The organism is Clostridium sp. AF35-15, from assembly GCF_003477745.1.
In the GTDB taxonomy this organism is placed as follows: domain Bacteria; phylum Bacillota; class Clostridia; order Lachnospirales; family Lachnospiraceae; genus Otoolea; species Otoolea fessa.
The window spans coordinates 115,927-133,711 of sequence record NZ_QUDY01000007.1 but is presented as its reverse complement, the minus strand read 5'-3'; the positions used below and the strand labels follow the sequence as shown (position 1 = coordinate 133,711).

The 17,785-nt window shown below is 43.4% G+C and carries 23 protein-coding genes and 2 pseudogenes; 2 read left to right on the top strand and 23 right to left on the bottom strand.

The window, feature by feature from the left end; all coding sequences use genetic code 11:
- Nucleotides 1-151 precede the first annotated feature (151 nt).
- The gene (locus DWZ76_RS09945; protein ID WP_118469496.1) at nucleotides 152-859 is read left to right on the top strand and encodes a hemolysin III family protein; all 708 of its coding nucleotides are present in this window, start codon (nucleotides 152-154) and stop codon (nucleotides 857-859) included.
- 211 nt (nucleotides 860-1,070) lie between these two features.
- Here DWZ76_RS09945 and DWZ76_RS09940 read toward each other — a convergent pair whose 3' ends face one another.
- The 15 genes and pseudogenes from DWZ76_RS09940 to DWZ76_RS09870 all read right to left on the bottom strand — a co-directional run bounded on the left by DWZ76_RS09940 (nucleotide 1,071) and on the right by DWZ76_RS09870 (nucleotide 10,263).
- Nucleotides 1,071-2,414, bottom strand: a complete 1,344-nt coding sequence (locus DWZ76_RS09940; RefSeq protein ID WP_118472554.1) for an MATE family efflux transporter — start codon at nucleotides 2,412-2,414, stop codon at nucleotides 1,071-1,073.
- Entirely contained in the window at nucleotides 2,404-2,856 is a 453-nt protein-coding gene (locus DWZ76_RS09935) for a MarR family winged helix-turn-helix transcriptional regulator (RefSeq protein WP_107001883.1), read from the bottom strand. The genes DWZ76_RS09940 and DWZ76_RS09935 overlap by 11 nt, the downstream gene beginning before the upstream one ends.
- Nucleotides 2,857-3,199: 343 nt before the next feature.
- On the bottom strand, nucleotides 3,200-3,652 hold the full coding sequence (locus DWZ76_RS09930) for a VOC family protein (protein ID WP_118469498.1): 453 nt from the start codon (nucleotides 3,650-3,652) through the stop codon (nucleotides 3,200-3,202).
- Between the two features lie 48 nt (nucleotides 3,653-3,700).
- On the bottom strand, nucleotides 3,701-4,258 hold the full coding sequence (locus DWZ76_RS09925; protein WP_118472553.1) for a cyclase family protein: 558 nt from the start codon (nucleotides 4,256-4,258) through the stop codon (nucleotides 3,701-3,703).
- A complete protein-coding gene (locus DWZ76_RS09920) occupies nucleotides 4,252-4,716 on the bottom strand; it encodes a MarR family transcriptional regulator (protein ID WP_118469500.1) in 465 nt (154 codons plus the stop codon). The genes DWZ76_RS09925 and DWZ76_RS09920 overlap by 7 nt, the downstream gene beginning before the upstream one ends.
- Before the next feature lie 153 nt (nucleotides 4,717-4,869).
- Nucleotides 4,870-5,415 carry a methylated-DNA--[protein]-cysteine S-methyltransferase gene (locus DWZ76_RS09915; protein WP_118469501.1) on the bottom strand — a complete coding sequence of 182 codons (546 nt, stop codon included), beginning with the start codon at nucleotides 5,413-5,415 and terminating at the stop codon, nucleotides 4,870-4,872.
- 33 nt (nucleotides 5,416-5,448) lie between these two features.
- Complete coding sequence (locus tag DWZ76_RS09910) at nucleotides 5,449-5,667, bottom strand: nucleotidyltransferase substrate binding protein (protein WP_227589764.1); 219 nt, start codon at nucleotides 5,665-5,667, stop codon at nucleotides 5,449-5,451.
- Between the two features lie 60 nt (nucleotides 5,668-5,727).
- The gene (locus tag DWZ76_RS09905) at nucleotides 5,728-6,636 is read right to left on the bottom strand and encodes a radical SAM mobile pair protein B (protein WP_118472552.1); all 909 of its coding nucleotides are present in this window, start codon (nucleotides 6,634-6,636) and stop codon (nucleotides 5,728-5,730) included.
- A complete protein-coding gene (locus tag DWZ76_RS09900; RefSeq protein WP_118469502.1) occupies nucleotides 6,624-7,313 on the bottom strand; it encodes a radical SAM mobile pair protein A in 690 nt (229 codons plus the stop codon). Before DWZ76_RS09900 ends, DWZ76_RS09905 begins: the two co-directional genes overlap by 13 nt.
- A complete protein-coding gene (locus tag DWZ76_RS09895) occupies nucleotides 7,310-7,747 on the bottom strand; it encodes a radical SAM mobile pair system MarR family transcriptional regulator (RefSeq protein ID WP_117796695.1) in 438 nt (145 codons plus the stop codon). Before DWZ76_RS09895 ends, DWZ76_RS09900 begins: the two co-directional genes overlap by 4 nt.
- A 94-nt stretch (nucleotides 7,748-7,841) precedes the next feature.
- Nucleotides 7,842-8,084: pseudogene (locus DWZ76_RS09890) on the bottom strand (GNAT family N-acetyltransferase); the annotation flags it as partial.
- 62 nt (nucleotides 8,085-8,146) lie between these two features.
- Nucleotides 8,147-8,641 (bottom strand): HD domain-containing protein, encoded by a 495-nt coding sequence (locus DWZ76_RS09885; RefSeq protein WP_118472551.1) that lies wholly within the window; start codon nucleotides 8,639-8,641, stop codon nucleotides 8,147-8,149.
- A gap of 37 nt (nucleotides 8,642-8,678) precedes the next feature.
- Complete coding sequence (locus DWZ76_RS09880; protein ID WP_118472569.1) at nucleotides 8,679-9,368, bottom strand: class I SAM-dependent methyltransferase; 690 nt, start codon at nucleotides 9,366-9,368, stop codon at nucleotides 8,679-8,681.
- A 142-nt stretch (nucleotides 9,369-9,510) separates the two neighbouring features.
- Nucleotides 9,511-9,834: a hypothetical protein gene (locus DWZ76_RS09875; RefSeq protein ID WP_004613237.1), complete on the bottom strand. Its 324-nt coding sequence runs from the start codon at nucleotides 9,832-9,834 to the stop codon at nucleotides 9,511-9,513.
- A gap of 96 nt (nucleotides 9,835-9,930) precedes the next feature.
- Entirely contained in the window at nucleotides 9,931-10,263 is a 333-nt protein-coding gene (locus DWZ76_RS09870; protein WP_008373705.1) for a helix-turn-helix domain-containing protein, read from the bottom strand.
- A gap of 142 nt (nucleotides 10,264-10,405) precedes the next feature.
- On the opposite strand from DWZ76_RS09870, the gene DWZ76_RS09865 reads away from it, so the two are divergent.
- A complete protein-coding gene (locus DWZ76_RS09865) occupies nucleotides 10,406-10,759 on the top strand; it encodes a cupin domain-containing protein (protein ID WP_004614173.1) in 354 nt (117 codons plus the stop codon).
- 112 nt (nucleotides 10,760-10,871) lie between these two features.
- Here the strand turns inward: DWZ76_RS09865 and DWZ76_RS15320 are convergent.
- The 8 genes and pseudogenes from DWZ76_RS15320 to DWZ76_RS09820 all read right to left on the bottom strand — a co-directional run.
- Nucleotides 10,872-11,078 (bottom strand): annotated as a pseudogene (locus DWZ76_RS15320) (VOC family protein); the annotation flags it as partial.
- 362 nt (nucleotides 11,079-11,440) lie between these two features.
- Nucleotides 11,441-11,884: a GNAT family N-acetyltransferase gene (locus DWZ76_RS09850; protein ID WP_118469267.1), complete on the bottom strand. Its 444-nt coding sequence runs from the start codon at nucleotides 11,882-11,884 to the stop codon at nucleotides 11,441-11,443.
- Between the two features lie 166 nt (nucleotides 11,885-12,050).
- A complete protein-coding gene (locus DWZ76_RS09845; protein ID WP_087155189.1) occupies nucleotides 12,051-12,887 on the bottom strand; it encodes a sialate O-acetylesterase in 837 nt (278 codons plus the stop codon).
- Between the two features lie 195 nt (nucleotides 12,888-13,082).
- Complete coding sequence (locus DWZ76_RS09840) at nucleotides 13,083-13,781, bottom strand: DUF5714 domain-containing protein (RefSeq protein WP_118472549.1); 699 nt, start codon at nucleotides 13,779-13,781, stop codon at nucleotides 13,083-13,085.
- A gap of 22 nt (nucleotides 13,782-13,803) precedes the next feature.
- Entirely contained in the window at nucleotides 13,804-14,658 is an 855-nt protein-coding gene (gene larE / locus DWZ76_RS09835; RefSeq protein ID WP_207663648.1) for an ATP-dependent sacrificial sulfur transferase LarE, read from the bottom strand.
- A gap of 67 nt (nucleotides 14,659-14,725) precedes the next feature.
- Entirely contained in the window at nucleotides 14,726-16,144 is a 1,419-nt protein-coding gene (larC, locus tag DWZ76_RS09830; RefSeq protein ID WP_118472548.1) for a nickel pincer cofactor biosynthesis protein LarC, read from the bottom strand.
- A gap of 103 nt (nucleotides 16,145-16,247) precedes the next feature.
- On the bottom strand, nucleotides 16,248-17,021 hold the full coding sequence (larB, locus tag DWZ76_RS09825; RefSeq protein WP_118469270.1) for a nickel pincer cofactor biosynthesis protein LarB: 774 nt from the start codon (nucleotides 17,019-17,021) through the stop codon (nucleotides 16,248-16,250).
- A 134-nt stretch (nucleotides 17,022-17,155) separates the two neighbouring features.
- Entirely contained in the window at nucleotides 17,156-17,785 is a 630-nt protein-coding gene (locus DWZ76_RS09820) for an ATP-binding cassette domain-containing protein (RefSeq protein WP_118469272.1), read from the bottom strand.

Here is a 17,785-nt window from a genome sequence, read left to right as displayed (position 1 = left end):
TAAAAACGTTCTATGTGGTTTTAAATACTACATATTGCATTTATAATTACTCTGTAACTGTTCAGTACCTTCACAGTCACGCGCAGTACATGTGCAGACCTACTGAACCGTTACATTACTCTCTCAATATTACAGCAAAGGAGGTTATCCTATGATTTCCAATCAAACACATACATCTGACACAACAAAACTCGCTGAGACAAAGCATCATAAATTCCACGTAAAGGATCCCGGAAGCGCGCTGACGCATTTTATCGCGATGATCGGCGCGGTGATCGCGGCAGTTCCGCTGCTTCACAAAGCGGCTGGAGAAGCAGATTCGCGCCATCTTGCGGCGTTGGCTGTGTTTATCGTCAGCATGATTCTGCTCTATGCCGCCAGCACGACCTACCACACCTTTAATATTTCCGAGCACGTTAATAAAATCCTGCGTAAGATCGACCACATGATGATTTTCATCCTGATTGCCGGAACTTACACACCGGTTTGCCTGATCGTCCTTGGAAATAACGCCGGTTACCGGCTTCTGGCGCTCGTCTGGGGTATCGCGATTGCCGGGATTCTCGTCAACGCGCTCTGGATCAACTGCCCGAAGTGGTTCTCCTCGCTAGTTTACATCGCGATGGGCTGGATCTGCGTGCTGGCGTTCCGTCAGATCGTACTGGCACTTCCGAAAAGCGCATTTCTCTGGCTGCTGACCGGCGGACTCATCTATACGGCTGGAGGCATTATCTACGCATTAAAACTGCCGATTTTCAATGCAACGCATAAAAATTTCGGTTCGCATGAGATTTTCCATCTGTTTGTCATGGGCGGAAGCCTGTGCCATTATGTGATGATGTACGCATTTGTAGCATAAGCGTGAAATACCCATTTCGTCTGACAGGCATTATGCCTCATACGTACACGAAATGCATACATTCAATTTTTTATGTCACATTCATTCTCCTTTCAAAAAAGGAACCGTCCTGATGCCAGCTGATAAGCTGACCCAGGCGGTTCCTTTTCAATTCATTAAAAGCGTTTAAAAATTTTCTACGAAACTATTTTCTGTGTTTTTACGTGCTTTCTCATGTTGCTCCTTTATCAAAGTCTCTTTTGATTTCCTTGTAATAAAGCACGATTCCCGTGACACCGACCAGCACTTCCGAGATCGGAAATGCAAACCAGGTAAAGCGCAGGTCAATCAGCGACAGCAGCCAGAAAATCGGAATCAGGCAGCAGATCTGGCGCATCACGGACAAAAAGAGGCTGATCTTTCCATTTCCGATCGCCTGGAAGAAGACCGGGGTCATCAGTGAAAATACCGCCGGAATAAAACTTGCCCCGATGATAGGGAATGCATTTTTTCCGATCGCGATGACCTCACTGCTCTTTGAAAAAACCTGGATCAGCTGCACCGGAAAGAAAACGAAGCAGATCACACCGACCAGCATAAACACACAGGAAAATCCATAGCTGTCCCGCATAATTTCCCGGCATCTCGCATAGCTCTTGGTTGCATAGTTAAAGCTGAGCACCGGAACGATACACGTCTGCAAGCCCATCAGCGGGATAAAGAAAAACGTCTGCATTTTATAATAAAGCCCCAGCACCGTCACTGCCGAATCTGAAAATCCGGCAAGGATCGCATTTAAGATCACGATATAAACTGTAAATAATGCCTGCATAATAATCGACGCGTAGCCAAACCAGTAGATCTGCTTGATATAGAGCGGCATTTTTGTGCGCTCTGGCAATCTGCCAACCCCGCCAAACGATGTGATGACCGCAGCTGCCACCTGTCCGCAGACAGTCGCATAGGCAGCACCCGCGACTCCCAGCTCCGGCACCGGACCGAGTCCGAAAATCAGGATCGGGTCAAGCACGATATTCGTCAGCGCCCCCACGGTCTGGGCGACCATCGGACGGTGCATATTGCCCCGCGACTGATGGACCTTCGTCCAGTTTCCTTCCAGAAATGCCCCGATGCTGCCGATACAGACGATCTGTCCGTAGATAACAGCACTCTCGATCGCTTCCGGGGTATTCGCACTTGTCAGGACATACGGACGCATACAGAAGATCGAGAAAATGGCAAATATAAGCCAGGTTCCAAGCGCCAGAAGCGTGCCTGTTCCCGCTGTTTCTTCCGCCTGTCCCGGCATTTTCTGTGCATACAGGCGCGCCATGTAGGTATTCACGCCCACGCCGGTTCCCACCGCCAGCGCAATGATGATGAGCTGCAACGGATAAATGACCGAAAGCGCCGTCAGCGCCGATTCGGAATATTTTCCCACAAAAAAACTGTCCACAATGTTATACATCGCCTGAATCAGCTGCGCCAGCATAACCGGAGGTGCGATTTGCAGCAATATCTTCGGAATTTTCTCCGTCCGGAAAAATTCTGTATCCGTTCCCGCCTTACTCTTCATCGTCCGTCTCCTCCAGTGCCTCTTCCAGAATCTGGTCATACTCCATAAACAGTTCCGTCATTCTGCGGATCTTGTCCTCTCCCAGACGTTTCGCCGCCCGTTCTTCCATCCGGCTTAACGAATATAATAATTTTTCCGAATACCGTTCGCCCTCCGGCGTCAAAACAAGCGCCTTTTCCTTCCCGGTGCTCTTTTCCAGATCCGCTACAAGAATCCCGTCCTTTTTCATCTCTGAAATCACATGGTTCACCGTCTGCCGCGGAAGCAGATACGAATCACAGATCTGCTTTTGCGTACAGAATCCGAATTCGCGGATGGTGTAAAGCACCAGCATCCGGTTATAGCTCACATTGTTATTCTTTGCCCACATCGAGTATACACCACGGCAGCGGATGATCGCCTGGTTGACCTGATCGTAAAGTTTTTGTATTTTATATTCCATAACCTTCCCCATTCAATCCCATTTGGGACTGAAAGAAGTATACGACAGGATTTTGAAATTGTCAATCTTTATATATTCTTCATTCTTGATATGCAGAGATGACGTAACTGTTCACAGGTAGGCATTTTCTGAACTGAAAATTCCGTATGACACAGTTCTGATTCTCATAAAAAAGACTATATTGTAAAACGAAAAAACACCGCCGGAAAAGCTATATAGAATAAGCCTTCCTGCGGTGTTTTTCCAAATATCACTGTCAAAGACGGGATTATATTTAATATTACCCAAAAGTACAAGATCCGTCTGATTTTTCTGTTATATAAACTGGAAGTTGTTTATTATTTTACAAAGGTTGCATCATCTCAAGAATGATTCCATCCGGGTCTCTGAAATAAAACGCTCTGCTTTCCCCAAACCCATCTGCCCTGAAATCGAAATACTGCGGTTCAGACAAGCACTCCACATGATTTTCAATAAGGGTTTTGTAGACAGAATCAATGTCATCCGTGTAAAAGCATACTTCTGAGATAGATGTCGTAAACAAGTCTGATTGTTCCTTATGGATTTTGCTGTCTACAAACTGAATCAATTCAATCGGTGGTGCTTCAAGAGCCTTCGAACCATTCAAATATGCAACCCTTGCTTTACAATTTTCCTTGCGAAACATTTTATCTGTCTCTTCGCCCTCCATAAAGATTTCGCCCTGAAATTCAAGCCCAAGAATGTCTCTGTAGAAAGCAATGGAGCGATCTATATCAGAAACGGTTAATCCTACGTGATAAATTCTTCCAACCATATTTTTTCCTCTCCAATAATTTCTATATTTCATCAAACCGGAAGTTGTCTAAACCTCTGCAACAACCCTACAAGGCAATCCGGTCATGTCAGCATAGTTCATAGGATAGGTATTGATAAGGCAAGTCCCTCCTGATTCAATAACTTTTTGCAGATTACACAGGTTTTCAATGATAAAAACGCCTTGATCCGCACAATACTGATCCTTTGGTGTATGTTCTTTTCCACGTCGTACACCTGCACAATCTACTCCAATGATAGATACTCCTTTGTCAAGCAGAGCATCTATCAATTTGTCTGAAAGCTGTGGGTGCCCTGTAAAATATTCTTTTCCACCATAGCCTTCTTTTTCAATAAATCCGGTATAAAATGCCACGAACATATTCTGTTCTACTTTACTAATAACGATATCATCAATATCTATATCCCTGTCACCAACATCAGAAACATCAAAGACTATCGCCCTTCTCTTTGTATATTCTAAAGGGAACTCTTTGTTCATAACATCAAAATGTGTTCCAAGATGACCTACCAGTGCTTTCTTTTCATTTCCCTGTGCATCCGTTACCATTTTGGGTGTGATTTTTAAAGTAATATCAATTAACATTCGTTATGTCCTCCTATTTCTGCTATTTTATCTTCCAGATAATTATTAAAATCCATCATAAACTGCTGTATTTCATCCAGTTCTTTTTTGCTGTACTTTTGTAAAAATGCGTTATCACGTTCCAGCCACAGATTATGCCTTTTCTCATGTTCTTCGTATAGCTGCTGTCCTTTATCAGTCAGTTTAAAGAAAATCTTCTGATTATTTCCTTCTGCCATATAAGACTCAATCATTCCATTCTGCATAAGTCTTCTTGTGATCTTGCTGATTGCTCCTCTGGTCATATGCATAGCCTGTGAAATTCCTGTGACATTTGGAAACTCCATATCTCCTATTGCAGCAATCGTATGTATTTCTGAATAATTATAGCCATGAAGCTCTTCTGATTCCGTCAGTTTCGATAGGACTTCCTGCTTTTCCATGTACTTTGCAAACAAACCTAATAATTCTGAATTCATTTTATTCTCCTTTCTTGTTTCTCTGGAAACAAATGTATTATACCGCTCACTTGTTTCCATATCAACAAGTCAATAAGAATATATAGGCAAAAAGCTGCTGCCAACTTATAAAATGGCAACAGCTTTAAAAATTCCAATTTTTCCACTTAATAACTAAAGCGCCGTTCCTTTCTTCGGCACAAAGAAACGACTCATATCGGTATGTTCCAGCATAAGCAGCGCCACCTTCTTCTCAATTCCGCCCGCATACCCAATCAGGCTTCCACTCGTTCCCACCACACGGTGGCATGGGATGATAATGGAAATCTCGTTATGCCCCACTGCACCGCCTACCGCCTGCGCGGACATATGGGACGCATTCTGCATCTTCGCCAGCTTTTTTGCAATCTCCCCATAGGTAGTCGTCTGTCCATACGGAATTTGCAATAAAATCTGCCACACCGCCTGTCGAAATGCGGAGCCAGTCGGATGCAGCGGCGGAATAAAGTCCGGTTCTTTGCCAGAAAAATAAATATCCAGCCATCTCTTTGCCTCGGTTAAAATCAGGGATTCCTGTGAAATAGCTCCGTCTGGAAGTGTATTTGCAAAATACTTCTGCCCCTCAAACCACAGACCCGTGAGTCCGATCGCGTCTGCCGCCAGCAGAATATCGCCTAACTTTGATTTATATGTACATGTATATACTGTTTTATCCTTCACCGTGGACTCCTCCCAGGGTTATCGACTGTTTTTTTACATCCAATCGCTTTCTGCTTCCTCCAGCTTCTTCACAAGTGTATCTTTAAGAACCGTAAAAGCCAGAATAAAGCTATCGCGTATCAGCAGAATCAACTCGTCTATTTCATCCTCATTATATATATGAACAGAGGTATTGCGTTTTTTTAACATGAGTAACCATATCTCAGCATCATTGATAAATCCGATCTTATAACCAAGCTGGAAGTTCTCAATCTGTGAAAATATTTAATCTAATCGCTTTCACTCTGTAAGCACTCCTTTTCAAATTTCTGCTTAACGATTTCTTTTTCCTGTATTTTCTGTCCCTCGGATTTCCTCATGATAGAAATAATCTACGATCACCGGATGTCCCTGCGGGACTCTTCCATAAGGCATTTCATTATCCACAAAGGCACAATCATACTTCTTAGCCATTTTCTCAGCTTTTACTTCAAGTGCTTCAAAGTAGCTGCGGTTATGCTTGTTATAGATCTCGTCGTAAAGTGGTACAAGATCAGGATATTTTCCGGCGATATAATCCATAATTGTCTTTTTGAAACCGCCTCGAAGATTGAGATTTTCGAGCCAGAACAGATCGCACTGATCCTTTACCCGCTCAAAGATTGCTTCAAAATCCGTGATACCGGGGAATACCGGGGATACGAAACAGACTGTACGGATACCGGCTTCATATACCTGCTTCATAGCAGAGATACGGCGCTCAATGCTCGAAGCAGAGTCCATATCGTTCTTGAAATTTTCATCTAGTGTGTTGATCGACCATGAAACGGTTACACGTCCAAGCTTCTTCAGCAGATCAATATCCCGTACCACAAGATCCGACTTTGTGCAGATCAGAATATCTGCGTCACTGCCGATTAACTGCTCCAGAAGTTTTCTGGTATTCCCGAATTGCTCCTCCTGTGGATTGTAGCCATCCGTCACAGAACCGATGACCACACGCTGCCCGGCATATTTCTTCGGATTTTTAATTTCCGGCCAATGCTTCACATCAAGGAAAGTGCCCCATTCCTCCTTGTGCCCGGTAAAGCGCTTCATAAAAGAAGCATAGCAATACTTGCAGGCATGTGTACAGCCCACATAGGGATTGACCGAGTAACCGCCTACCGGCAGACTAGACTTAGTCATGATGTTCTTTGTTTCCACCTCACGAATGAGGATTCCATTTATTACTTCTTCCATGATTTCTGTACCTCTAACACTTTATTAAATTCTTCCGGCATTTCCTGAATCATATTTTCATTCCCTATGATAGGGACAAGGTCTTCCTTCATAAACACCGGAATGCCGAGCTTATGTGCCTGGTCCGCCAGAGACCATGCCCATTCCGGCTCCGTATGAATCTTCCTGCTCTGAGCCCCGGTCATAGTGCCGACAACGATCCAATTGATTCCGAAAAGGTCAACTGTGCCGGGATCGTCGAATAACGGCTCAAAGGTAACATGGTAATGTTTTGCTCTGACGTTTTTCCGAAGGGCGTCGATACGCCACAGTTCTGCTTTCCTCGTCACCGTAACGCCAAACCATGCGTTTTCCAGATCGGTATCAAAATCCAGCAAATCAGGTCGCTTGGTAAGGAACAGGAACTGATGCTGTGGATTTTCACGGATCTTTGCAAATACCTCGTCTCTCCATTCCGGCTTCCATCCGGAGAGATCGCTCATCCCGGTAAGAAGAAAGTTCTGCGGACGTTTCTTTTCCATCATCTTGAGCTTACTCGGAAAGAATTCAGGGTCAGCGAAGTCATCAATCATATGCCAGCGTTTCACGTTGTTGCGGGCATAGCAATATGTACACCCCACTGTGCAGCCGATGACGATATTCATGTTCTGAATCTGATCTTTGATACAAATACTCATGACTTCTGCCACTCCTCAAGATTCTTTCTGATGCGGTCGAGGCATTCCTCAAACCGGGTAATTTCTTCCTCTGAAAAACCTTTGTAGTAAATACTGCCCATCTCATCAGATACAGAATCGTACTCGCCCTTTAAGGCATGTGCTTTCTCAGTCAGAAACAGGAGTGTTTTCCTTTTGTCCGTTTCAGACTGAACACGGCTTATCAGCCCTTGATTTTCCATTCTTTCCAGCATCGTAGTAAGAGATGTTATCGCTAATCCGCATTTAATCGAGAGTGACCTGATTGAGATACCATCCTCCTGCCACAGCACATAAAGAATACGTCCCTGGGCTCCATTAAACGCATCGATATTTTTTTCGCTGAGAATCTTCTCAAAAATCCGGTCACCAAGCTGTTTTATTTTGGTGACAAGAAATCCGCCATTTGTTTTCATGCAAAAGCTCCTATATAGTAGTTTATAAAATCATACTATATAGGAGCTTTATTGTCAAGAGCTTGTATGTTTGAATAGAGGTAAACTGGAATTTCTATTTGTGTTGCCATGTCATTACATAATCTTTTTCTCCGGTAGCCTCATCTAAGCCACTATGCTGAATCTCAAATCCTTCTCTCTTATAAAAAGATATTGCCCGTGCATTCTTTTGGTATACGTTCAAGTACAACTTACTCCTTTTGTCCTTTGCATAATTCAGCAGAATTTTACCTATACCCTGCGATTGCATTTCACCAGAAACAAAAATGCCCTCAACATATTCATCATTTAACCCTAGGGTTAAACTTAACTACTATTTTTTCTTTGCGATATAAAATACATAACTGTAATAATCTACTACTAATCTAAAATAAAGCGATTATAAGCTATCCTTTTTCCTGTGTTTGTTTTAAAGTTTTCATCTATACACTTTTTTATCTTTTCCTGTTCTTTTTCTTTATCCATAATCGTTAAATTTTCAAGCAAATCAGCTTCCCATTGTATTTGAAAATCAAGTCCATCAATTTTAGATGGAGTATGATGGTTGCCTATTATAAAGCATATTCTATCAATATTTTTGTTATAGCCTACCTTTTTTAATATTTCTTTCGCTACTTCTGGTCCTTCCTTTTCTTGATAGACACCATCAATAGAACCGTATTTTTTTTGTGCTTCAACCGCACCAATATCATGTAGTATAGCAATAATACTGATGAATTCTTTTTCTTCCTCTCCGATATTTTCTCCTTTCATTATATCTTCTGCATTTTTCAAAACTTTGAGAGTATGCTCTATGCCAAAAGGAATTTCTTTGAATACTTCTTTCATCTCTATAATAATTTTTTCTTTAAACATAAATTACCTCCATTTATACCTTATAGGTGTTTTAGTTCTATCTATCCACTTTTTTGTTCGCCGATACAATCAGCATCATGGGACGGCGCATTTCATCCTGCATCCCCGGAATATCCATCATGTATTCCGGCGGCTGCGGCTCCACAATATGATTTATTATAAAACCATTTGAAAGCAGTGTATTTAGATATGTGGTCAGTGTTCTATGATATTTTGTAACCTTTTCTCCCAAAAAGACAGCTGTCCGTTTGCCCTCATAATAATAATTATCCACCGGAAAATGCAGTATTTCTCCTTTTTCGTTATAATGCCAGTCTTGTGTTCCATAGGCAGTAAAAACAGGATGTTCAACCGTAAAAACTAGCTTACCACCAGACTTCAGTATTCTATATATATTTTTTACTAAAATCTCATAATCTGCTACATAGTGAAACGCAAGTGAACTTAATATTACATCAAAACTCTCCTCTGGGAATTCCACATCTTCTATAGCACAGCATTTATATTCAACCTGTGGAAAATGTGTTTTTTCTTTGGCTACCTCGAGCATTTTATGAGAAATATCAACACCCACAACAGAAGACGCTCCGTGTTCCATCGCATAAATACAGTGCCATCCATAGCCGCATCCTAAATCAAGCACACGCTTATCTTTAAAATCCGGCAGCAGCTTTCTCAATGTTTCCCATTCTCCTGCACCGGCTAGTCCCTGCTGTGAGCGACTCATTTGACTGTATTTTTGAAAAAATATATTATCATCATATTTGTTTTCTTTTCCATATTCTACATAATTCAACCTCTTTCACCTCGCTGTAAACTTCCGATTTTTCGTTCTCTGCGACTTCCCAATAAACGGGAATTTGACTTGCCTATTTTCTTAAAATCTCATGTGGAGCTTCTATTTCATTTGCCAAGGTATGCTCTGTTAATTCTGACATCAATTTCAATTTTTTATTAATCAATGGTCGCATACAATTAGGAACATGTTCCTGATGCGCTCTGTGGATTGCTACACATTCCTTACAGTTTCCGTGATAACGACAGGCTTTCAGGCAAGGACAGTGATCTTTGTCTTTATACTCCTTACGAAATTCCGCTGCAAATTCTTCTTGCAGTCTCAGTCCCTCGACACGGTTTCCCTTATGAAATTCTACCATTGCATCCAGTTCTTTCTGGTTCCCTTCAATCTTCATGTTATTATAGCGCCTCCATTTCAACTATTCCTCATTTTCTGATAAATTCCTGTTATACAAACTGGAATTGTTCGATCTTTTCAAATACTAACGTCCCTAATTCTGTTCAATAATTGATTTATAGTAGTTACCAAAGTCAGCAAGTGAATTAACAATTGGAAGCATTTTTGTTCCGAGTTCAGTTAAGCCGTATTCAACTCTCGGTGGCTGCTCATGGTAATCGTGGCGATATGCCAGCCCATCACTCATCATTTGTCTTAAACTATCTGTCAAAACCTTTTGTGAAATACCATCTATACTTCGTTGTAGCTCATTGAATCTCCATGGACGCTCTTTCAAGTTACGCAAAATCAGCAGTTTCCATTTTCCTCCGATAAGAGATACTGCTGTTGCAACTGGGCATTCCGGTAATTCTTCTTTTGCTCGCATAATTCTCACCTCCGAGTCTATTGTAACACATTCATTTTTGAGTGTACAGTTACAAAAAGGTGCGTACTTGTTTTTGTATGTGTCTCACACTATACTAATACCAAGCAACCAGAAACTACAAATTAACTATGGAGGTATTATTATGGCAAATTACACAAAAACAACTATTGGAAAGGAAAACCGAATTGAGCTACATGAAAAGTTGTCTTTAACAGGTGCAGAAATCAGTTTAAACGAACTACCTGCAGGAGCAAATGTCCCATTTGTTCATTCTCATAAAGAAAATGAAGAAATCTATGGAATTCTTTCAGGTAACGGCAAAGCCATAATTGATGGAGAAGAAATTAGCCTTTCAACTGGAGACTGGCTAAAAATCGCACCTGCTGCAAAGCGTCAGTTTTTTGCATCCGATATTTCCGGAATTACTTATATCTGCATTCAGGTAAAAGAAAATTCTCTGGAACATTTTACAGCAGAAGATGCCGTAATCGGCTAATTAAAAGTATTTATTTACAGAAATGCACAGTTCCCGATATGCTAAGAACTGTGCATTCCTTTTTTCTTCAATTTTACGATTTCTCAATTTTTCGAACTTGAAATTGTCGGGTTCAAACTGTAACCTCAATTTGATTCCCTTCAATTGCAACAATACAGCTTTCGTAATAGCCATCTCCTGTTGTCCGGGGACCACTGATTACTTCATAACCAGCAGTTTTCAACTCTACGGTCAAGGCATCAACCTTTTCTTTACTTCCTACACTAAATGCGATATGTGCATATCCCGTGCGAGCAAGTTCTTTAGGTAAATCAGGCATTTTGCAAGATGGTAATTTTTTAGTGTACAAAGGTGGTTTTTAAGCCAATTACCTATCTTGTACGAAAGATGTACAAAGGTGGTTTTTTACTGTACAAAGGTGGTTTTTCTGGATTCCTTTATCTTTTATCTAAGAAACTGTACAAAGGTGGTCTTTTAATAATAAAAGTTATTTTTGGTGATTATTCACATTTCATAGAACTGTATAAAGGTGGTTTTTTGAGCTTTTTCCCAATTTTACAAGAATGTATAAAGGTGGTTTTTAAGAAGTTATCCACATTTTAAAAAAGTGTACAAAGGTGGTTTTTTCATTATCCACTCTCCAATTCCTCAGGCGCAAACATACATTCGAAAAGCTTGAAGTTATATATGTCTTTGCAAATATACCATATCTATTAGTTGTACACCGCCCTCATAAATTGGGTGGTCATAATTGTCAGTAAAGAAATTGGGAATCTTGTGAGAACGAACAAACCCACATTTTTCATAAAATGGTATCGTCAATGGACTGTCACCTGTTCCAACTTGCAAAACAGAATATTCATCTGCATATTTACTGGCAAGAAAATCAATTAGTGCTTTGCCATAGCCCTTTCCCTGATTTTCCGGATCGACTGCGATATTCTTGATTTCAAGTATTTCGTTACCTTCATCGGTGACAACACATTCAGCTTTTACATCATTGTCTTCAAGCACATACATAGTTCCTTTTTCAAGATAGCGATCAACCATGCTCTCCTGTTCATCAGCTAATAACAATAATGATATAAACTGCTTTTTATTCTCATTCACTTCTCGGATTTTCATATATATTACTCCGTCAAATTGGAATTTGCCAGTCAATTACTTATCTTTTTCCAAAGAAGTAAGAATAGCAATCCTCATTACAACAATCGCTTTATTCATACAATTACACTTCTTTGTAAAATTCTAATTCTTTTCTTTATTTTATTTCCATTAGTCAGATTGAAAGTTAGAGATTTTTCATTTTTGTTATGAACTCTTCATAACTACATTTTCCCATTGTCAAATCCATCATGGCTAAATATTTCATTTCATTCTGAGTATATGGAATATTAATACATGACTCTAATAATTTTTCTTCGTTTTTCAAAGGTGTTATCACATTCTTTTTGTTTTTGTAGGCATAGTAATAACGAACCCCAAATTTTCTTTGAGAGACAGCATTTAAATGTATGCCATCTGGATTTGCTGACAACCCCTGGGCAGTTACAAAATATACATGATTATGATCATTGGCATATCGTAATAATTCTTTATTCACCAAGTCATACTCTGTACAATTAAAACCAAAGCCTATCTTTCCTAAATAGTCACCAAGTCCTCCAATAATAAACGGTACATCGTCTAAATTAAGTTCATTTTTTAAAGCCTCAAAAATTGTATGTAATTTTTCATAATACGTTTTGTAGTTACCATTATAGCTATCATTTTCTCCTTGATGCCACAGAATAGCAATCAAATTACTATTTTGCATTGCAAATTTTGCCTGAATAATTGCATTTTTAAATAATATTTTCTCTATAGACCAGTCATCAATGGAACTGCCACCTTCCGCACATGGAATCAAGCCGATTTGTTCTTCTTTGTTTTCCATGCACCACATTGCAGCAAATGAACCCGCAAGACTTACTCCTGATATAGGACGATCGTAGTTAATTGGTTCTGTCATCATTTGCCATTTTCCATTTCTTAACATCTGGATTCTCTCATTACAAATCATCGGTACTTCGTTTATGAATCCACGTCCAGCCATGTTGGACTGTCCAATCATTAATACACTTTTCATTCAACACCTCCACAACTTCCGATTTTTCCACGTAAAAAAGGATGTGCCTTTTTGTGTAATAGGGAATTCCAGGAAATTTCCTATTACACGAGAAATTGCTCTCTCATCACAGTTCACACATTATGCAAACTGCAATCCCATCTCGCACAATCTAATTATATCGCAGCTTTATTATCTCCGTTTATCCATTTATAGTCAAATATTATCATCAAATCGCCAAAATGGACAGCGCTTGCCAATACACTGATTGTTCTGAGCATAATGCGTACAATGGACTTCTGTGCATTCCATTTCGATTCCAAAATGCGTTTTTACAAAATCAACCGCCGCCAGAATCGCCAGATAAGAATCTCTTTTACAACACCTCGGACCGCCGGTGTGCGAAATCGCTTCCAGTGCTTTTGATGTCATCTGATTCGAAAGTCCCCAGGATTCCTCCGTCAGTGGCGTCGCCCCAGACAAGATAGATACAAACATACCTGCGCTGATTCCCGCTCCGCAGGCACCCCAGAATCCGCAGGTTCCTCCTGGAACGGCTTTTCCACGGTTCAGCATTTCCATCACAGATTCCCGCAGATTAATAGCACCTCCCGCATTTTTATATGCAGTAAGCAGCGCCGCTCCCACCATGACATGATGCTCCGGTCCATGCATATGGCAAAACGGTGCATCCATCATCTTCCGGACAATCTCGATCGGATTTCTGGATGTTTCGTCTATACACAGGGAAAGAATGGTGTCCAGTCCCTTCGTATGACAATCATTACAAACATAATGCCCGTTCTGGCATCTGGTCTTGCTCAATTCTTTTTTATGACATAATTCGCACTCCATCCATTCATCCTGTTCCAGATAAATAAGAGGTGCTTTACAGACAATACATTCTTCTTGCATGGGATTTCCATCTCCTTCACATTCATTTCCCGGCCAGCGCGTTGAGTTTCTGCACTATATCCATACTTCCCGACCGGAAACCTTCCAGATCGAGTGTAATGTACAGAAAACCCATTTCTTTTAATGTCCTGCAGATCGTCTCCCGCTCGGCAATCGCTTTTTCAAATTTATCCGCATTCACCTCGATCCGGACAATATCGCCATGCAGGCGCAGGCGCACATTTCCGCCAAACACGCTTCGAAGATAATCTTCGCCTTTCTCAATCCGCTTCAAAACTTCCATGTCAAAGGAAGTTCCATATGGAAGGCGGGTCGCCATACATGGCATGGACGGACGGGATGCAACGGAAATTCCTAAGTCAGCTGCAAATGCCTTGACATCCTTTTTCTCCAGTCCGCACTGTGCAAGTGGACTGACGACACCCAGCTCACGGAGTGCCTGGATACCTGGGCGGTACACATGCAGGTCGCTCTCATTGGTTCCGTCCATCACGCACGGAATCCCCTCTTCTTTTGCAAAATCCAGAAGTGTCGCGAACAGGTGGTGTTTGCAGATATAACAGCGGTTGACCGGATTCGTCCGGATGGCTTCCAGCTCCATCTCATTGACCTGGATAATTTTATGGATCGCGCCCAGCTCCTTTGCCACCCGCTCCGCGATCTCCAGATCACAGGCTGGGTGCAGCATGGTGTGAAATGTCACGGCATAAACCGGCATTCCCGTCTTCTTCGCCGTATCACACGCCAGCTTGAGAATCAGGCTGCTGTCCACACCGCCCGAAAAGGCGACACAGACCGGTGCTTTCGCTTTTTCTGCCATGAACTGTTTTAAAGCTTCTCTTTTTTCTGTCTCTGATATCATTGGTTTATTTTCCATGGTTCTTGATTCTCCTCTTAATTATCTAACGAGAATGCACTGTGCCGTTTTTCAATCTCAAAAGTGCCTACTGTAAACTAATACTTCCGTCTTCCATTACTCCGTGGAATACTTCCATGAAGCGCTTCCCTGTCTCCCGGCAGATCGCGCGCACGCTCTCATACTCCGGATAGCACGTATCCACGCCGCCGCGCTTGCAGATTTTTACCTTTGCTGCCCCGTAACGGGTCTGGATCTCCTTTACTTCCCGTGGCAGTATCGTCCTCTCTACTGGATAACGGCGCACACCAATCGTGGTCGTACAGGAGAATACAAGCTGTTCTAATTCTTCTCGTTTTTCTGCCGTTGTCAGTACATGAAGCACATACGCCGGACGGTTTTTCTTCATATATGCCGGTGTGTACCACACATCTCTGGCGCCCGCTTCCAGAAGCACCTCCATCGCATATCCCAGCGCCTCGCCGGTGCAGTCGTCCAGGTTTGCCTCCATGACCCACATGGAGCTCTCGTCGTGACCGTCTTTTCCGGTTTCTACTTCCACCGTTTTATCCGTCAGAAGCATCGCCCGCAGGATATTCGCGTGCGCGAAATCCTTATTTCCGGCGCCGATACCGATCTTTTCGATCTGGTACTTCTTCGGAAGCGCCGCTTCTGTCCGGAATGCCGCCGCGATCGCCGCGCCGGTCGGCGTTACCATCTCTCCTTCGACATCCCGAAGCGTCAGTTCCAAGCTCTGTGCTGCTGCGATATTTGCCGTCGCCGGAACCGGAACCGGCATTAAACCGTGCTGGCAGCGTGCGAATCCATGACCTTCGGAAAGCGGCGATATCACCACGCGGTGGATTCCCAGATCCTCCAGGCAGAATGCCGCACTGATAACATCCACAATCGAGTCAATTGCACCAACTTCATGGAAATGAACCTCGCTGACCGGGATTCCGTGTGCTTTCGACTCTGCCCCCGCTACAATCTCGAACATCCGGCGCGCCAGGTTTTTAACGCGGTCAGATGCATCCAGACGATCGATGATCTCGAAAATGTCATGGATGTTGCGGTGGATGTGAGGATGCATATGATCGTGGGTGTGAGCGTGATCATGGCTGTGCTCATGGTCGTGAGTGTGTTCATGATCGTGATGATGCTCATGGTCGTGCTCATCATGGCTATGTTCGTGCTCATGACCATGTTCGTGGTCGTGATGATGCTCGTGGTCGTGATGATGCTCGTGGTCGTGATGATGCTCGTGGTCGTGATGATGCTCGTGGTCGTGATGATGCTCTTCTTCCTCTAAATGTACATCGAAATCATACGCATCGATTCCACATTTCTTCGTCCGCCCAAAATGCAGATGATACCCGGATACGCCCAGACTGTCCAGTGCCTGTACCAGTTTTTCCCGGCTTGCTCCAAGATCCAACAGTGCGCCAACCGTCATATCTCCACTGATTCCAGACGCACAATCCAGATATAAGATTTTCTCATCCATTTTTTACTTCTCCTTCCAGTCTTCTCTCTTTTGATACATTCCCGCTTTTCCGCTCTCATGCATCTATTGTCCTGTTTATTTCCACAATAACACAAACTTTCTATCACTCTGCCGTCTTCTTCGGCTCCCGCACCGCCAGGCGGTTGATCTGCGCCGCCAGATATGCTGCGCCGTAGCCGTTATCTATATTTACAACCGAAATGCCGTTCGCACAGGAATTAATCATCGTGATCAATGCCGACAGTCCATGAAAACTTGCACCATAGCCGACCGAGGTCGGAACCGCAATGACCGGATTTTCCACCAGCCCGGCGACAACTGTGCCAAGCGCGCCTTCCATTCCCGCCACCGCAATCACGCAGTTTGCCCGCGCAATCGCCTCGCGTTTGGATAAAAGGCGATGGATGCCCGCCACCCCTATATCATAGTAGCGCTCCACGCGGCAGCCGAAAAATTCTACCGTTTTGGCAGCTTCCTCCGCAACCGGGATATCCGCGGTTCCGCCTGTGCAGACTGCCACCAGCCCTTCCAGCTTCCACGGTGTCTCCGATGATTTTCTCGCCTGCAAAATTTTTGAAACCGGATCGTATTCTATCTCCGGGATGCGCGCCCGCACTAGATTCCACTGCTCTGGCGTCGCCCGCGTTCCGAGTACTTCCCCATTTTCCCGGTACAGCGTCTCGAAAATATCCGCCAGATAGGCATCCGGCTTTCCTTGGCAGAACACCGTCTCTGGGAATCCCGAACGCAATTTCCGGTGCAGATCCAGCTTCGCATACCCTAAATCTTCGTAAGGAAGATTCTTGAACGCATTCTCCGCTTCCTCAATACTCGTATCCCCCCGTTTTACCTCTTCCAACAGCTTCCGAACATCCATTTTTCCTCCTCCTTACCAAATCCCGAATTATTAATCTCTTACTATCGCCCATCTTCTTGTCCTTTGGACAAGAAGCATCCCTCGCTCTTATGAGCTCGGTCAATCCCGATTTTCTCTGTCAATATGTGAACTGGCTAAACTGCTGCCATCTTTTCCTGCAATGCCTTTAAATCAATCCGCCGCGTGCAAATCCGCTTCAAAAGAGATTCCGAATGGCTCACAATCACCATTCCCAGCTCCCGCTCCTTTGCCTCCTGCAAAAGCGCCTGCCAGATCTGGCTCTGGGTCACTGCGTCAAACATCGCGGTAATCTCATCCGCCAGCAAATACCTCGGATTTGCCGCCAGCGCTCTGGCAATACAAAACCGCTGCAGTTCGCCTCCGGAAAGCTCCGATGGGAACCGATCCAGCCATTCTTCCCGGATGCCAAGCCGTCCCCGGCTCTCCTCATCCACCTGACCGCCTTCACTGAGAACCTGGCGCATCCGCCAGCGCGGGTTGACCGCCTGCTCCGGGTGCTGCCAGATTAACTGCACCGGCATACAGCCCCGGATATTCTCAATCGGTATGCCGTCAATCTCTACCATTCCCGCCTCCGGTCTCTCATATCCCGCCAGCAGGCGACACAGCGTCGTTTTTCCATATCCGCTCGGCGCCACCAGCCCCACGCGCTCTCCCGGCTCAATTTTCAGGGAAATACGCGTCAGCACGTGGCGCCCGCCATTTTCATATGAAAAAGATAGGTTTTCTGCCTTTAGTGACAT

What these genes read in the sequence shown, in the direction of transcription:
- DWZ76_RS09945 (WP_118469496.1), top strand. Translation starts at nt 152, where the DNA reads ATGATTTCCAATCAAACACATACATCTGACACAACAAAACTCGCTGAG.
- DWZ76_RS09940 (WP_118472554.1), bottom strand. Translation starts at nt 2,414, where the DNA reads ATGAAGAGTAAGGCGGGAACGGATACAGAATTTTTCCGGACGGAGAAA.
- DWZ76_RS09935 (WP_107001883.1), bottom strand. Translation starts at nt 2,856, where the DNA reads ATGGAATATAAAATACAAAAACTTTACGATCAGGTCAACCAGGCGATC.
- DWZ76_RS09930 (WP_118469498.1), bottom strand. Translation starts at nt 3,652, where the DNA reads ATGGTTGGAAGAATTTATCACGTAGGATTAACCGTTTCTGATATAGAT.
- DWZ76_RS09925 (WP_118472553.1), bottom strand. Translation starts at nt 4,258, where the DNA reads ATGTTAATTGATATTACTTTAAAAATCACACCCAAAATGGTAACGGAT.
- DWZ76_RS09920 (WP_118469500.1), bottom strand. Translation starts at nt 4,716, where the DNA reads ATGAATTCAGAATTATTAGGTTTGTTTGCAAAGTACATGGAAAAGCAG.
- DWZ76_RS09905 (WP_118472552.1), bottom strand. Translation starts at nt 6,636, where the DNA reads ATGGAAGAAGTAATAAATGGAATCCTCATTCGTGAGGTGGAAACAAAG.
- DWZ76_RS09900 (WP_118469502.1), bottom strand. Translation starts at nt 7,313, where the DNA reads ATGAGTATTTGTATCAAAGATCAGATTCAGAACATGAATATCGTCATC.
- DWZ76_RS09895 (WP_117796695.1), bottom strand. Translation starts at nt 7,747, where the DNA reads ATGAAAACAAATGGCGGATTTCTTGTCACCAAAATAAAACAGCTTGGT.
- DWZ76_RS09885 (WP_118472551.1), bottom strand. Translation starts at nt 8,641, where the DNA reads ATGTTTAAAGAAAAAATTATTATAGAGATGAAAGAAGTATTCAAAGAA.
- DWZ76_RS09880 (WP_118472569.1), bottom strand. Translation starts at nt 9,368, where the DNA reads ATGAGTCGCTCACAGCAGGGACTAGCCGGTGCAGGAGAATGGGAAACA.
- DWZ76_RS09875 (WP_004613237.1), bottom strand. Translation starts at nt 9,834, where the DNA reads ATGAAGATTGAAGGGAACCAGAAAGAACTGGATGCAATGGTAGAATTT.
- DWZ76_RS09870 (WP_008373705.1), bottom strand. Translation starts at nt 10,263, where the DNA reads ATGCGAGCAAAAGAAGAATTACCGGAATGCCCAGTTGCAACAGCAGTA.
- DWZ76_RS09865 (WP_004614173.1), top strand. Translation starts at nt 10,406, where the DNA reads ATGGCAAATTACACAAAAACAACTATTGGAAAGGAAAACCGAATTGAG.
- DWZ76_RS09850 (WP_118469267.1), bottom strand. Translation starts at nt 11,884, where the DNA reads ATGAAAATCCGAGAAGTGAATGAGAATAAAAAGCAGTTTATATCATTA.
- DWZ76_RS09845 (WP_087155189.1), bottom strand. Translation starts at nt 12,887, where the DNA reads ATGAAAAGTGTATTAATGATTGGACAGTCCAACATGGCTGGACGTGGA.
- DWZ76_RS09840 (WP_118472549.1), bottom strand. Translation starts at nt 13,781, where the DNA reads ATGCAAGAAGAATGTATTGTCTGTAAAGCACCTCTTATTTATCTGGAA.
- larE (WP_207663648.1), bottom strand. Translation starts at nt 14,658, where the DNA reads ATGGAAAATAAACCAATGATATCAGAGACAGAAAAAAGAGAAGCTTTA.
- larC (WP_118472548.1), bottom strand. Translation starts at nt 16,144, where the DNA reads ATGGATGAGAAAATCTTATATCTGGATTGTGCGTCTGGAATCAGTGGA.
- larB (WP_118469270.1), bottom strand. Translation starts at nt 17,021, where the DNA reads ATGGATGTTCGGAAGCTGTTGGAAGAGGTAAAACGGGGGGATACGAGT.
- DWZ76_RS09820 (WP_118469272.1), bottom strand. Translation starts at nt 17,785, where the DNA reads ATGTCACTAAAGGCAGAAAACCTATCTTTTTCATATGAAAATGGCGGG.